This is a genomic window from Alkalibacterium sp. m-11 (assembly GCF_054658155.1).
This window is the reverse complement of sequence record NZ_BAAGIR010000014.1, coordinates 1-13676: the sequence shown is the minus strand read 5'-3', so window position 1 is coordinate 13676 and position 13676 is coordinate 1. Positions and strand designations below refer to the sequence as shown.

Below are 13676 nucleotides of genomic sequence, written 5' to 3'. Positions count from 1 at the left end.
AGTATACCACGTCTAACGAATAAATGGTAATCAGACGCTCACCGCTGTTTTTTAAGGAGAAAATCTACGTCCTTAGCTGAAACGATTCTACAACGCATTAGACATACTCCCCATTGTTCCACAAGACCACTTCTCCTCTGTTCAGAGACTGCTGTACATCGATGATGCGCTGATTCGAACTGCCTCTGAATGCCAGGTTGAGGTTCATCTTGTCCTGCTCAAAGCGGCCGTCCACAAGCACATCGATCAGGTCAAGGAGCCGACGCTTATCTTCTGTTCCCTTCATCAGTTCGTCCCAGGTATAGCCCGTCCACGACCAGATGTCCTTCGTCCATCCGAAGGTTTCACGCACCTGCTCACAAAGGGGGATCGTGACCCCAGTATTGAGGAATGGTTCTCCGCCAAGCAGAGTCAGCCCCTGGCAGTAGTCTGCACTGAGATCGGTTATGATTTGATTTTCCAGCTCTTCTGTATAGGGTGAACCGTAACTGAAATTCTGGGCCACTTTGTTGTAGCAGCCCTTGCATGCGAATGGACAGCCGCTTACGTAAATGCTGCACCTGACTCCTTCGCCATCCACGAAATTGTAGGGTTTGTAATCCGCAACATAATTCTTACTGAAACGTTCTGATGTCCATGAGATTGGATCTGCAGGCATATCAATCACTCCCTTTAATATGTTTCACACGTGAGGCAATTTCTTTGTGACGCCCTTCGACCATTGGACGCTTCTGTGGATTACCTAGATAGCCACACGTCCGCTTGACCACGTCACACGTTTCAGGATTCGTGTTTCCACAGCTTGGGCATTCAAATCCGTTTTCTGTTGGTTTGAAGTCCCCTTCGAAGTCACACTCATAACAATGGTCGATCGGTGTATTTGTTCCCAGACAACCGACCCGGTCATACGCATAGTCCCAGACTGCTTCAAGTGCTTTTGGATTCGTCTGAAGTTTAGGGTACTCACAGTAGTGGATAAAGCCACCGCCTGTGAACTGGGGATAATCTTTTTCAAAATCCAGCTTCTCAAACGGTGTCGGATTCTTCCGTACATCGTAATGGAAACTGTTTGTATAGTACCCTTTTTCTGTAATGTCCTTGATCAGTCCGAATTTTTCAGTATCCAGTTTGCAGAAACGGTCAGTCAGACTTTCACTCGGGGTCGAATAGACACTGACATGGATACCGCTCTCATTCCCCCACTCGTCTGCATGCTGTTTCAGTTCTTTCATTATAGACAAGGTAAACTGCTTGGCTTCTTCATCACTTTCCCATTCCGGGCCGAAGAATTGAGCAGCCGCTTCGTAAAGACCGATATAGCCTAAGGATATAGTTGCACGTTTGTTGAGGAAAAGTTGGGATACCTTGTCTTCCTTCGAGAGTCGCTTGCCGAAAGCGCCATGCATATATAAAATCGGTGCATTAGCCGGCTCCGCATCCATCACGCGTTCAGCTTTAAACATCAGCGCATCCTTTACCACCTGAAGACGTTCTTCCAGCAGTGCATTGAATTTGTCTTTGTTGCCTTTTGACTCTATCGCGATCCGCGGAATGTTCAACGTGACGACACCAAGATTCATTCGACCAGCTGCGACATCATTACCCTGTTCATCTTTCCATCCCTGAAGGAAGGACCGGCAGCCCATCGGTGTTTTGAAACTTCCTGTAATGTCGATCAGTTTATCATAGCTCAGCACATCCGGGTACATGCGTTTAGTTGAACACTCCAGCGCAAGCGTTTTGATATCGTAGTTGGGATCTTCTGTGTTCAAGTTCAACCCTCGTTTAAGAGTAAAAATCAGTTTAGGAAAAATAGCCGTTCTCTTTTCTTTTCCTAACCCGTTTATACGGACTTTGAGAATCGCTTTCTGTATTTCTCTTTCGATCCAGTTGGAGCCCAGTCCAAAGCCCAGACTGGTGAACGGGGTCTGACCCTGTGAAGTATAAAGAGTATTGATCTCGTATTCCAGGCTCTGCATCGCATCGTAAATGTCTTTCTTTGTCTTTTCCGTTGCAAAGGCCTGCTGTCTTTCTTCTCCCTCGATCCAGTCGCTTGCTGTTTTCATATGCTTCTTGTAATTCAGTTCGGCATATGGTGCCAGCACTTCATCGATCCGGTCGAAGCTGCAGCCCCCATACTGACTGGATGCCACGTTGGCAATGATCTGAGCCGTCTGAGCTGCCGCGGTCTGAATGGACTTCGGAGATCCCACTTCTGCATTTCCGATTTGGAAACCTTCTTCAAACATATGTTTGAAATCGATCAGGCAGCAGTTACTCATCGGTGCATAAGGGGTATAGTCCAGATCATGATAGTGCAGTTCACCTTTTTCATGCGCATTCGCCACATGAGGCGGCAGCATTTTCAGTCCAAGCGCCTTGCCTACGATTCCTGCCGTCAAGTCACGCTGAGTATTGAACACTTTGCTGTCTTTATTGGCATTTTCATTGACAATGGACTTTTCCTTCTGAAGCAGACTCTTGATCATTGCATTGACGTCTCGTCTCGTTTCACGTTCCTTTTCTTTTTCCTCGCGTCTTTGGATATACCCTTCTGCCAGGTCATCGTACTCATATGATTTCAGGATGTCCAGAACCATAAAGTCGATTTCTTTCGTATTCAGCTGTGTCAGATTCTTATAGAGAATCAGCTCCTCTACTTCATAGGCAATAGCTTTCAAGTCGTCTATACTGTAGTTCAGATCCAGCTGCTCCACGGCCTGAAACAAGGCTTCAGTTATTTTTTTTCGGCTGTACTTCTGCATGCGTCCGTCACGTTTTTGAACATCCTTCAGCCCATCATTGATAACTTTTTCGTTATGTTCCGCAATTTTCCTGTCGTTCCACTTCACTTTCTGCATCACTCCGCACCATCCTTCTTAAATTTTACCTTTTTAGTTTGAATTATTTTTCACAAATGAGTATAAAAAAATGATTGTGAATTTTATGTATCACATGTATAGAGTGCAGGCGCCTCTATAAAAAGGCGCCTTTTCTCTATTTGATCAGCTGAACCATTCAACATAATCATTATCTGACATCGATTCAACCATACCGACCAGATACCCGTTCCCTACTTGAGAGAAGAAGTCGTGGTTGCTTGTTCCAGTAGAAATTCCGTTCATGATGATCGGATCCACATCCTCCGCAGTGTCCGGGAACAATGGATCGAATCCCAGGTTCTGCAGCGCTTTGTTGGCATTATAGCGAAGGAATGTTCCGACACTTTCTGTCCATCCGATGGAGTCATACAGATAACTCGTGTACGCCATCTCATTTTCATACAACTTGAAAAGCAGATCGTAGGTCCAGTTTTTCATCTCTTCCTGTTCCGATTCAGTCAGCTGATTGAACCCGATCTGGAATTTATATCCAATATATGTCCCGTGAACCGATTCATCGCGCAGGATCAGCTTGATGATTTCAGCCACGTTAGTCAGCTTACTGTTTCCCAGATACCGAAGTGGTGCGTAAAAACCTGAATAAAACAGGAAAGACTCAAGAAATACACTGGCAACCTTTTTTTGAAGCTCCGTGCCTTCCTGATAAACCGCATTGATGATCTGAGCTTTTTTCTGAAGCATCGGATTACTGTGCGTCCAGTCAAAGATGTCATCTATCTCTGATTTCGTATTAAGTGTACTGAATATGGCACTGTAGCTCTTGGCATGCATCGATTCCATGAATTCGATGTTGTTGTAGACCGCTTCTTCATGCTGCGTCCGGCTGTGCTTCTTCAGTGATTCGATTCCATCCTGAGACTGGAGTGTATCCAGAAGTGTCAGGCCTCCGAATACTTTGGCGATCATATCCTTTTCGTCAAGTGACAGCTTGTTCCAGTCACTTAAGTCGTTCGACAAGGGAATACGCGTATCGGTCCAGAACTGCTCGACCAGTTTTTCCCATGTCAGCTTGTCGATCATGTCTTCTATCCGATTCCAGTTGATCGCTTTATAGGTTTCAGTCACTTTAAACTCTCCTTCATTACAACTGACGACTGCTTTCGTCACTGTCATTCTGTTTGTAGCTTATATCGTACAGCTCTCACATGCATTTGCGCCGATTTCTTCCTCATCATCAGTAAATGTACGGATGTAGTAAATCGACTTGATTCCTTTCTTGTGTGCATAATGTCTAAGCAGTGTCAGATCACGTGTAGTCTGTTTGTTCGTTCTGCCTTCTTTCCACTCATAGAGACCTTCAGGAATCACTGAACGCATGAAGAGAGTCAGACTCATTCCCTGATCGACGTGCTTCTGTGCTGCAGCATAGATGTCGATCACTTTTCGCATATCCATATCATAGGCACTGACATAGTACGGCATGGTGTCATTCGATAGATATGGAGCAGGATAATAGGTTTTACCTGTCAGCTTTTCCTGACGCTCTTCTACCAGACGAGTGATCGGATGGATACTCGCTGAGGTTTCGTTGACATAGCTGATCGATCCAGTCGGTGCAACAGCCAATCGGTTCTGATGATACAGACCGTCTTTCTTCACGTCTTCTTTCAGCTGATCCCAGTCTTCTTTTGTCGGTACAGCAATGCCGCGTTCCTTGAAGATCTGTGCCACTTTATCATGTGCAAAAGTGAAAGAAGATTCAGTATAGCGGTCAAAATAACTGCCGTCTGCATAAGACGATTTCTCAAAATTATGGAACACTTGACCGCGTTCAGCAGCCATCTTGTTGCTGGCCTTCAATGTATAGTAGTTTAAAAGCATGAAGTAGGCATCTGTAAATTCTACAGACTCCGGTGATCCATAATGCATCTGGTTCAAAGCAAAGAACGTATGCAGACCCATTGCGCCCAGACCGATCGTATGGTACTTGTCGTTTCCGTTCTTGACTGTCGGCACCGCTTCGATGCTTGACTGATCCGTCACATAAGTCAGGGCACGTACCATCGTATCCACAGACATTTCGAAGTCCGGCGTATTCATCAGGTTGACGACATTTGTCGATCCCAGGTTACAGCTGATATCCGTCCCCATGATTTCATATTCCTGATTATCTTTAATAAGAGAAGGCTCCTGAATTTGAAGGATCTCACTGCACAGGTTACTCATCGTGATCGTGCCGTATACCGGGTTCTCTCTATTCGCCGTATCGATGTTGATGACGTAAGGATAGCCGGATTCCTGCTGAAGTTTGGAAATTTCATTTTCCAGTTCACGCGCATTGATTTTCGTTTTCTTGATTTCAGGGTTAGCGACCAGATTGTCGTATTCTTTTGTGATATCGATATACGCAAAAGGTTCACCGTATATGCGTTCGACATCGTACGGACTGAACAAGTACATATCTCCGTTATGAGCCGCCAGCTCATAAAATTTATCCGGAACGACGACACCAAGAGACAGTGTTTTTACACGCACTTTTTCATCAGCGTTTTCCTTTTTCGTTGACAGAAAACGTAGAATATCTGGGTGGAATACATTAAGATAAACCGCTCCTGCACCATTTCTCTGGCCTAGCTGATTCGAATAGCTGAAACTGTCTTCCAGAAGTTTCATAACCGGCAGCACGCCACTTGAAGCATTTTCGATTTTCTTGATCGGATCCCCTGCTGCTCTTAAGTTCGTCAGGTTCACGCCCACTCCGCCTCCAATACGAGACAGCTGAAGCGCTGAGTTGATGACACGGCCAATGCTGTTCATATCATCTGTTGCCTGGATAAGGAAGCATGAGACTAGTTCCCCACGACGCTTTCTTCCAGCGTTAAGGAACGTCGGTGTAGCCGGCTGATAGCGCTGATGAATGATTTCATCGGCTATATGTCTGGCCAAGTCTTCGTTTCCGTCTGCTAAGTACAACGCGTTGAACGCGATACGGTCTTCAAATCGCTCCAGATAACGTGTACCATCGTCAGTTTTCAGGGCATACTGAGTGTAGAATTTGTAAGCGCCCATGAATGAACGGAAACGAAACTCTTTCAGATATAGCTCTTCGAATAATTGCTCTATGAATGTTCTACTGTATTTATTTATAAATCCTTCTTCTATAAAATCCTGTTCGATCAGAAAATCTATCTTTTCAGAAACCGACTCGAAAGGAACAGTATTGGGATTGACGTGCTCTTTAAAGTACGCACGTACAGCCTCCTGATCTTTTTGGAGGGGAATCTGGTTATTTACCGGTCTGTTTATCTGGTTATTTAATTTAAAATATGTGATCTCATTTGTTTTATCTTTCACTGTGCTGTTCGAAGCCAAGATCTTTCACCGCTTTCTTCAATTTTCTTACGTCTTCGTCTGTTCCCTGAAATTCGAACTGGTGAAGCAGAGGAACCTGGTACGCTTCAGCTATATCCTTAGCTGTAAAGATAAATAGCTTGCCGAAGTTCAGATTTCCTCCGCCAGCTATTCCGTTGAATAATTCCTTATTTCTGCCCGTTTCTAAAAAATCATTCAGCAGATCACTGACTTCCCCGTCATAAGTCGGTGTGACAATGATAAAGGGCTCTTCCATGTCAATAAAAGGATTTGCTGGATCAAGCTCCAGCAAATCCATATTTAGTTTCTTCACAAATTTTCTGGTCTGTCCTGTCAGAGAAAAGTACACAACTTTCATTCTTATGCCAGTCTGTTCAGCAAGTCCGGTCTGAATCCGTGGAACGCTTCAATGCCCTCAGCAATGACAACTGGAAGTGAACTGAATCCCAGGCTCTTCACTTCATCAACAGCCTTCTCATTCTCTTCGATGTCTTTGATCTGGTAAGGAATCCCCTTGTCTTCCAGGAATTTTTTCGTGAAGTTGCACTGCATGCAATTCGGTTTTGAATAAACGACTACTGGTGTATTTTGCATTGTTATCTCCTCCATGGCACTTTTCCATAAAACCCTTAGACACTACATGTTGTGTGTCTTTTAATTTGAGTGATTTTTTTGTTTTTTTACGATAACTTTATTTTACAGTAGTAAAATAAAAAATCAAGTCCAAAGCACTAGATATATTGTTTATTTTTAAACCGAACACAACATATAGCGTCCGAAACAAAAACACACTCCCGAGCTAAACGCACAAACGCACATTTGTCGGGAGTGTTTAATTGTTAAGAACTTATTTGTTTTTTTCTAAACACTATATATTGTGGTTCTACTTTCTTTCACCATAGATTACTTCAAGACAAAATGCACATGGCTCATCGCCGTCTCTTCTCGATCCGTAAAACAAGTTACAGACATGGAAGCCGTCTTCATATATTTTTTCAAGATTTAAACGGGACTTAGTCATACCTGTGTCAGTAATCTGCTTTTCGAGTGATTGCTGTTTCATGATTTCTGCTAACCGATCTCGTAGGTGCTGATTCTCCATCCGTAAAACATGATTATCTTCGGTCAGATGAGATAACTCTTCTTTCATGTTTTTTATAATTTTCAAGGTGGCTTCTGCTTGAGATTCTAAATCAGAAAATGTATCGTGCAATTCTTTTTTATTCATACGTCACCACTTCTTTGTTCTTTCATCGTCACCTGCTGATTGAAGCGAGTCGATTTCTCACATCTTTTTATAGCATACCATGATTAGAATGAAAAAGCCAAATGAACTGAGAGTCTTTTCATTTATCTTTTATTCCTGATGACATCAACAATCTGCAGCGAGCAGTCTTCAAAAACCCCCTGGGCAGCGACATTACTGTCAAGCATTTTCTTCCCGTTCAAAATGACTTCCATCATTTCAGCTATCGCCAATGGACGAAAACGCTGAGCTCCTGACTGAATAGTCTCCTTATACTTTTCGAATGCATAAACATGTGCTTCACTCACCTGGCTGTTCAGTATATCCTGAAGAAGGATCAGAACCAGATCCATGACCATCAGCTGATCTTTCTTCTCACGAGCCAGAGGCATCAGATCGGTATGCACATAAACAAAGGCCTGATCATCTTTCTTGGACATGAAACTGAACCATTTCCAGACTGCCTGTACCAATTGAAGCAACTCTTCTTTTTCAGCCAGTTCCTGGGCCTGATCGGCATCACTTGTCAGATGGATCAGCAAAGCTGCCTTTTCTTTTGAAATGCCACGCTCGACAAGAAGAGACAGTCGCTCTTCTTTAGGCAGCTGAGGAAAATGAATCAGCTGACAGCGAGACAGGATCGTGTCCAGCAGTCTGTGCTTTGCCGTGGTCAGAAGAAACAGGTAGATTTCTCCATCCGGTTCTTCCAGAAATTTAAGCAGGCTGTTTGCAGCCTGGATCGTCATTTTTTCTACATCTTCAACGATGACGACTTTCCGGCGGCTTTCCATTCCACTTTTTGTAAACTCTTCTTTCAGGCTTCTGACTTGTCCAATTTTAATTGACTGACCATCCGGTTCGATTTCAATAACATCCGGATGATAATGCGCTCTGATTCGTTGACACGTCTGGCAGGTCTGACAGGCTCCGCCCTCGCTGCTGCTTTCCGGACAGTAAAGAGACTGCGTGACCCACATGGCCATGTCTTTTTTTCCAGTACCCGCTTTGCCTTCGAACAGATAGGCATGCTGCAGTGTCTTCTGATTAAGCAACTGAAGAAACAGCCGCTGAATGCTCGGCTGTTTGATTGTTTGAGTAGACATTATCTGTCCTCTTTCTCGATTAAAATTGCAGGAACTGGTCGATTGGCAGAACGAATAACGTCGCTCCTCCAACTTCAACATCCACTGGATACGTCAGGTCTGATTCCAGAGTAAAATCATAAGACGGTGGGCTCATCATTGTCTGGCTGCGGGTTGAACAGTTCTCTTTGATCAGTTCAAGTACCTCGTCAACTTTCCGGTCCTCTACCCCTAACAGGAATGTTGTATTACCTGATCTTAAAAACCCACCGGTGGAAGAGAGTTTTGTGGCTCTGATTCCGTTCTCCACAAATTCATCTGCCAGACGTTTGCTGTCCTGATTCTGTACAATTGCTACGATTAGTTTCATCGTGATCATCCTTTCTTATTTTCAATATGTGTCATTCAGTTTTGCTTTGATGACTGCCCAGGTATCTTCAAATACTTTTTCTTCTGCCTGAGATGCATCGATAATGGAAAACCGCTCGGGTTCCTGACTGATCAGCCGAGCGTATCCCTTTCTTACTTCTTCATGAAAAGTGACGGTTTCAAGCTCAAGGCGATCCTGAGAACGGTTGGATTTCTTGTCCCGTATGCGTGACAAGCCGACTTCCGCTGCGACATCAAGATAGATCGTCAGATCAGGTTTTAACCCTTCAATAGCGAAGGCATTAATGGCCTTGACTTCTTCTACACCAATTCCTCTAGCCTGCCCCTGATAAGCGATCGAACTATCGACAAAACGGTCACATAAGACGATGTCTCCTCTGCTCAATGCCGGTCTGATCTTTTCAACGACATGCTGTCGCCTTCCAGCAGCGAGAAGCAGCGCTTCAGTTCTGGCATCCATCTTAGTATGTACAGGATTGAGCAGGATTTCTCTGATCTCTTCGGCAATATCACTCCCACCAGGTTCCCTTGTCATCACTAAAGGACGATCTGTTTCATCCTGTATGGCCTTATGAAGTCTTCTGACCAGGCTGCTTTTGCCTGCCCCATCAGGTCCTTCTATAGTAATAAATAGTCCCTTCAAGCCTTCTTCCAACTTTCTAATCGATTTCTACTTATATTATACGTTAGATGAGGAGAGGTTGTCTATTCTTTCTATAAGTGACTAAAAATAAATAGAGTGCGGCCATTGACCGCACTCGTCTGAATATTAACTAAGATGGTTCCCTCTTATGTGTCTGATACGTGCTTCTTTAAAGAGATAAAAATACTTGGCCTTCTGAAGTTTGAGCTGTACTTCCCATTCCGGATGGTCCTTGATCATCAGCTCTTCCAGTTGTTTGTCGGCTTCGTACAGTTTTTTCTGCTTATTGATGAGTGCGATCAGTTTATCGTCGTACTGATTCTTAAGCTCGTGTTTTTTTCTGAACAATCCCATACTATGATCCCCTACATTTCTCTTCTGCCTTCAACAGCTTTCAGCAGAGTAACTTCGTCGGCATATTCAATATCACTGCCAACCGATAAACCATGGGCCAGACGTGTGACTTTGATTCCTGCCGGCTTGATCAGTCTCGACAGATACATTGCCGTTGCCTCTCCTTCAGCTGTTGCATTGGTCGCAACGATAACTTCCTTGACTTCATCTTTCTGAAGACGTTTGATCAGGACAGGAATATTAATATCCTCCGGGCCAGTCCCTTCAATAGGAGAGAGCACGCCATGAAGGACATGATACAAGCCTTTGAATTCATGCATCTTCTCCATTGCTATCACGTCTTTTGCCTGCTCCACTACTAAGATGACAGACTGGTCCCGATTCTTGTCTTCGCAGATATCACATGGGTCATTCTGTGTCATGTTCCCACAGACCGAACAGTATGTTAGGTCACGTTTAACGCTGATCAGTGACTTGGCAAAACGGGTCACGTCATCTTCTTTCATATTCACCGTATAAAAAGCCAGGCGGGCAGCTGTTTTCTCCCCGATTCCTGGCAGTTTCATATAACTCTCCATCAATTGTGCTATCGGTTCTGGATAGTGCATAACCGTTTCCTTTCTACTGCGAAACGAATAGATCCATACTCGTCAGACAGTCCACAAACATTCCTCCGGATTATAATCCTGGGATTCCTAATCCTTTAGAGTACTTGCCCATTGTTTTTTCAGTTTCTTCATCGATTTTACCTAATGCATCGTTTACAGCTAAAAGAACGAGATCTTCAATGATTTCCACATCTTCAGGATCAACGATGTCTTCTTTGATTCTAACTTCCCGACATGTTTTGTCTCCTGTAAATTTGACTGTCACCAGGTCATCATTAGCTGATCCAGTAAACTCTGTTGCATTCAGAGCAGCCTGAGCCTGTTCCATTTCTTTCTGCATCTTCTGCATTTTCTTCATCATACCTTGCATATTTCCCATTCCACCGCGCATCGGCATTCATCCTCTCTTATTCTTTAATATTTACGATTTCTTCTCCGAAGAGACCGATCGCTTCACTCACGACGGGTTCTTCTTCCGGTTCTGACTGTTCTTCGCTGGAGACTTCTTCAGATTCCCCGGACTGATTTTTCATCTGCTGAATAAATGATTGACGGACTGCAGGCCATTGTTCACTCGGCACACTGCACATCCCGGCACGATGACCGATCACTTTTTCAAGATAGTCACCGACCGATTCCAGAAGGAAGGAATCATTTGAAGCCCTCTCACATAGAATATCATAATCAAAGGTGACAACCAACCCATTAGGACTGGCCGCAACTGGCTTGGAGGTCTTCATTATTGCTTTCTGACCTGCAGGCAGGAAATCGATCAGATCAGGCCAGACATCTTTCAGCTTGACCAGATCTCCTTTTGTCGCTTTTTCCAGCACTTTGAATACCTGTGTCTGATTCACCTTGAACGTCTGCTGTTTCCTGGATTTACGTGACTGGTTCGAGGCTTTTGGCGCAGCAGGTTTCTGCCCCCCCTGCTGCATCTGCTCGATCAGTGTCTGCATCTGCTGCATTTTCTTCTTCAATGCATCGATGTCTCCGTTGTCTGCTTTCATTTCCTGTACAGGACCAGCAGCCGGTCCACTCGCAGGTTTTGAAACAGGCTGGGTCAGTCGGACTGTCGCAACTTCAAGATAAACTTCCGCGTGACTGGACAGCCTCATTTCCTGATGGGTCTGATTCATGACCCGAATGATTTCGTAAATTTTTTCAGGATCGGCTTCTTCTGCGAGAGTCTTGAACTGGTCATCGACCTTACTCATTTTAAGCAGGACATCTTCCCCTGTCTTCTTATAAATCAGGATGTCTCTACAGAAAAGGATCGTGTCATCGACCAGTCGGTTGGCATCTTTTCCTTCCTGAAGGATCGCATGAAGCAGGCTCAATCCTTTCTCCGTATCGTTGACTAAAGAAGCGGAGACGTAATCGCCCAGCAGCTCCTGAGTGATGCTGCCGGTGATTCGAAGCGTATCTTCTAAAGTGACCGACCCGCTTGAAAAGGACAAGGCCTGATCGAGTATGCTCAAAGCATCCCGCATACCCCCTTCCGCCGCCTTGGCGATAGCCAGAAGTGCATCTTCTTCGTAAGCCACGTCCTTTTCCTGCAGAATAAATGTCATCCGTCTGATAATATCCTGAGGGGAAATACGTCTGAAATCAAACCGTTGCGTCCTTGAAATGATCGTCAGCGGAATTTTGTGCGGTTCAGTTGTAGCTAAAATGAACACGACATTCGCAGGAGGCTCTTCGAGTGTCTTCAAAAGTGCATTGAATGCTCCCATTGACAGCATGTGAACCTCGTCAATAATATATACTTTATACTCAGCCTGGGTCGGCGCATAATTTGCCTTTTCCCTGATGTCTCTTATTTCTTCTACACCGTTATTACTGGCGGCATCTATCTCAATGACGTCATTCAAATTCCCTCGTGTGATCGATTCACAGATGTCACACTCATTACATGGCTCTCCATCTTGAGAATGAGGGCAGTTCATGGCTTTAGCAAAAATTTTGGCCGCACTGGTCTTTCCTGTTCCCCGAGGTCCGGAGAAAAGATAGGCGTGGCTGGTATTGCCCTGACTCAAGGCATTTTTAAGCGTTTTGGTGACAGCCTCCTGTCCAGCTACGTCTGAAAACCGCTGGGGACGCCAGACACGATATAAAGCTTGATAACTCATTGTCTCCCTCTTTTCTAGGTACTTGCTCTACACTATTATAGGCCAAAATGAAGTGAATGTGAACTACCCACCACTTAAATCCTTTGGATTTTGAAGTGGGGGCTTCCTACGAACTCCATTCTTGTCTGCACAGACTTCATACAGATAGAGGAATCGGATATGGGTAGGCTCAAAAGGCAGTCCCTGCCTCATTGATTTTCTTTTACTTGGCCAACGCCAAGAGGTTCTTGCTGGCATTGATATCTCTGTCAAGGTATTCCCCGCAATTCGGGCAGTCCCACTCCCGGATGTTGAGCGGCTTCTTGCCGTCTCGGTGTCCGCAACTCGAACAAACCTGACTAGACGGATAGAATCGGTCTGCTTTGATAAGTGTCCGTCCTTTTTGCTTGGATTTATAGTCCAATTGGCGGACGAATTCATACCATCCTGCATCACCAATGCTTTTTGCCAGTCTATGATTTTTCATCAGGTTCTTACTGGACAACGTTTCGATTACAATGACTTGGTTTTCGTCTGTAATCTTTTTGGATAGTTTGTGCAAGAAATCTCTGCGCTGATTGGCAATCTTCTCGTGCTTTTTGGCCACCTTTAAGCGTGCTTTATTGCGGTTCTTACCGCCTTTTTGTTTGCGGGATAAGGACCGTTGCGCCTTCTTCAGCTTCTTTTCGGACTTGTACAGCGGTTTTGGATTTTTGTGCTTCTCAGTTTCCCCTAAATCATTGGTGGTGATCGCAAAATCCGAAATACCCAAATCAATCCCGATCTTCCGTTCAACCAATTGAGGCACTTCGTCCGCTGATTCCACAAGAATGGATATAAAATATTTTCCCGATTTATTCATTGATATCGTACATGATTTAATCTTGCCTTGAAAAGTATGATGCTGGACAAGCTTTACACATCCGATTTTAGGCAGTTTGATCTTACCATCTTCAATTCGGATATTTCCCCCTTGATTGTTGGTGGTATAACTCGCTTTTGAACGGTGTTTGGATTTGAATTTTGG

At 44.4% G+C, this 13676-nt stretch carries 15 protein-coding genes; all 15 read right to left on the bottom strand.

What is annotated here, in order from left to right:
• Nucleotides 1–97 precede the first annotated feature (97 nt).
• A complete protein-coding gene (gene nrdG / locus ACYQ2O_RS03080) occupies nt 98–658 on the bottom strand; it encodes an anaerobic ribonucleoside-triphosphate reductase activating protein (RefSeq protein WP_346023742.1) in 561 nt (186 codons plus the stop codon).
• A gap of 1 nt (nt 659) precedes the next feature.
• Nucleotides 660–2861 (bottom strand): anaerobic ribonucleoside-triphosphate reductase, encoded by a 2202-nt coding sequence (nrdD, locus tag ACYQ2O_RS03075; protein WP_459795956.1) that lies wholly within the window; start codon nt 2859–2861, stop codon nt 660–662.
• 144 nt (nt 2862–3005) lie between these two features.
• On the bottom strand, nt 3006–3968 hold the full coding sequence (nrdF, locus tag ACYQ2O_RS03070; protein WP_346023744.1) for a class 1b ribonucleoside-diphosphate reductase subunit beta: 963 nt from the start codon (nt 3966–3968) through the stop codon (nt 3006–3008).
• Between the two features lie 60 nt (nt 3969–4028).
• Nucleotides 4029–6215 carry a class 1b ribonucleoside-diphosphate reductase subunit alpha gene (nrdE, locus tag ACYQ2O_RS03065; protein WP_459770339.1) on the bottom strand — a complete coding sequence of 729 codons (2187 nt, stop codon included), beginning with the start codon at nt 6213–6215 and terminating at the stop codon, nt 4029–4031.
• Nucleotides 6187–6573 (bottom strand): class Ib ribonucleoside-diphosphate reductase assembly flavoprotein NrdI, encoded by a 387-nt coding sequence (gene nrdI / locus ACYQ2O_RS03060; RefSeq protein ID WP_459770341.1) that lies wholly within the window; start codon nt 6571–6573, stop codon nt 6187–6189. Before nrdI ends, nrdE begins: the two co-directional genes overlap by 29 nt.
• 2 nt (nt 6574–6575) lie before the next feature.
• The gene (gene nrdH / locus ACYQ2O_RS03055; RefSeq protein WP_091267404.1) at nt 6576–6809 is read right to left on the bottom strand and encodes a glutaredoxin-like protein NrdH; all 234 of its coding nucleotides are present in this window, start codon (nt 6807–6809) and stop codon (nt 6576–6578) included.
• A gap of 289 nt (nt 6810–7098) precedes the next feature.
• Nucleotides 7099–7443 (bottom strand): DNA replication initiation control protein YabA, encoded by a 345-nt coding sequence (locus ACYQ2O_RS03050; RefSeq protein WP_091267407.1) that lies wholly within the window; start codon nt 7441–7443, stop codon nt 7099–7101.
• A gap of 122 nt (nt 7444–7565) precedes the next feature.
• The gene (gene holB, locus ACYQ2O_RS03045; protein WP_459795954.1) at nt 7566–8564 is read right to left on the bottom strand and encodes a DNA polymerase III subunit delta'; all 999 of its coding nucleotides are present in this window, start codon (nt 8562–8564) and stop codon (nt 7566–7568) included.
• 19 nt (nt 8565–8583) lie between these two features.
• A complete protein-coding gene (locus tag ACYQ2O_RS03040; RefSeq protein WP_091482791.1) occupies nt 8584–8913 on the bottom strand; it encodes a cyclic-di-AMP receptor in 330 nt (109 codons plus the stop codon).
• Nucleotides 8914–8934: 21 nt separating this feature from the next.
• Nucleotides 8935–9576, bottom strand: a complete 642-nt coding sequence (gene tmk, locus ACYQ2O_RS03035; RefSeq protein ID WP_459795953.1) for a dTMP kinase — start codon at nt 9574–9576, stop codon at nt 8935–8937.
• Between the two features lie 126 nt (nt 9577–9702).
• Complete coding sequence (locus ACYQ2O_RS03030) at nt 9703–9930, bottom strand: YaaL family protein (protein ID WP_459795952.1); 228 nt, start codon at nt 9928–9930, stop codon at nt 9703–9705.
• 11 nt (nt 9931–9941) lie between these two features.
• Nucleotides 9942–10538: a recombination mediator RecR gene (gene recR, locus ACYQ2O_RS03025; protein WP_459770347.1), complete on the bottom strand. Its 597-nt coding sequence runs from the start codon at nt 10536–10538 to the stop codon at nt 9942–9944.
• A gap of 70 nt (nt 10539–10608) precedes the next feature.
• Nucleotides 10609–10929, bottom strand: coding sequence for a YbaB/EbfC family nucleoid-associated protein (locus ACYQ2O_RS03020; RefSeq protein ID WP_346023750.1), 321 nt, complete (start codon nt 10927–10929; stop codon nt 10609–10611).
• 16 nt (nt 10930–10945) lie between these two features.
• Nucleotides 10946–12670, bottom strand: coding sequence for a DNA polymerase III subunit gamma/tau (gene dnaX / locus ACYQ2O_RS03015; protein WP_459795951.1), 1725 nt, complete (start codon nt 12668–12670; stop codon nt 10946–10948).
• Between the two features lie 202 nt (nt 12671–12872).
• Nucleotides 12873–13676, bottom strand: an 804-nt coding sequence (locus tag ACYQ2O_RS03010; protein ID WP_459795950.1) for an RNA-guided endonuclease TnpB family protein, incomplete at its 5' end; no start/stop codon positions are given.

What these genes read in the sequence shown, in the direction of transcription:
- nrdG (WP_346023742.1), bottom strand. Translation starts at nt 658, where the DNA reads ATGCCTGCAGATCCAATCTCATGGACATCAGAACGTTTCAGTAAGAAT.
- nrdD (WP_459795956.1), bottom strand. Translation starts at nt 2,861, where the DNA reads ATGCAGAAAGTGAAGTGGAACGACAGGAAAATTGCGGAACATAACGAA.
- nrdI (WP_459770341.1), bottom strand. Translation starts at nt 6,573, where the DNA reads ATGAAAGTTGTGTACTTTTCTCTGACAGGACAGACCAGAAAATTTGTG.
- nrdH (WP_091267404.1), bottom strand. Translation starts at nt 6,809, where the DNA reads ATGCAAAATACACCAGTAGTCGTTTATTCAAAACCGAATTGCATGCAG.
- ACYQ2O_RS03050 (WP_091267407.1), bottom strand. Translation starts at nt 7,443, where the DNA reads ATGAATAAAAAAGAATTGCACGATACATTTTCTGATTTAGAATCTCAA.
- holB (WP_459795954.1), bottom strand. Translation starts at nt 8,564, where the DNA reads ATGTCTACTCAAACAATCAAACAGCCGAGCATTCAGCGGCTGTTTCTT.
- ACYQ2O_RS03040 (WP_091482791.1), bottom strand. Translation starts at nt 8,913, where the DNA reads ATGAAACTAATCGTAGCAATTGTACAGAATCAGGACAGCAAACGTCTG.
- ACYQ2O_RS03030 (WP_459795952.1), bottom strand. Translation starts at nt 9,930, where the DNA reads ATGGGATTGTTCAGAAAAAAACACGAGCTTAAGAATCAGTACGACGAT.
- recR (WP_459770347.1), bottom strand. Translation starts at nt 10,538, where the DNA reads ATGCACTATCCAGAACCGATAGCACAATTGATGGAGAGTTATATGAAA.
- ACYQ2O_RS03020 (WP_346023750.1), bottom strand. Translation starts at nt 10,929, where the DNA reads ATGCGCGGTGGAATGGGAAATATGCAAGGTATGATGAAGAAAATGCAG.
- dnaX (WP_459795951.1), bottom strand. Translation starts at nt 12,670, where the DNA reads ATGAGTTATCAAGCTTTATATCGTGTCTGGCGTCCCCAGCGGTTTTCA.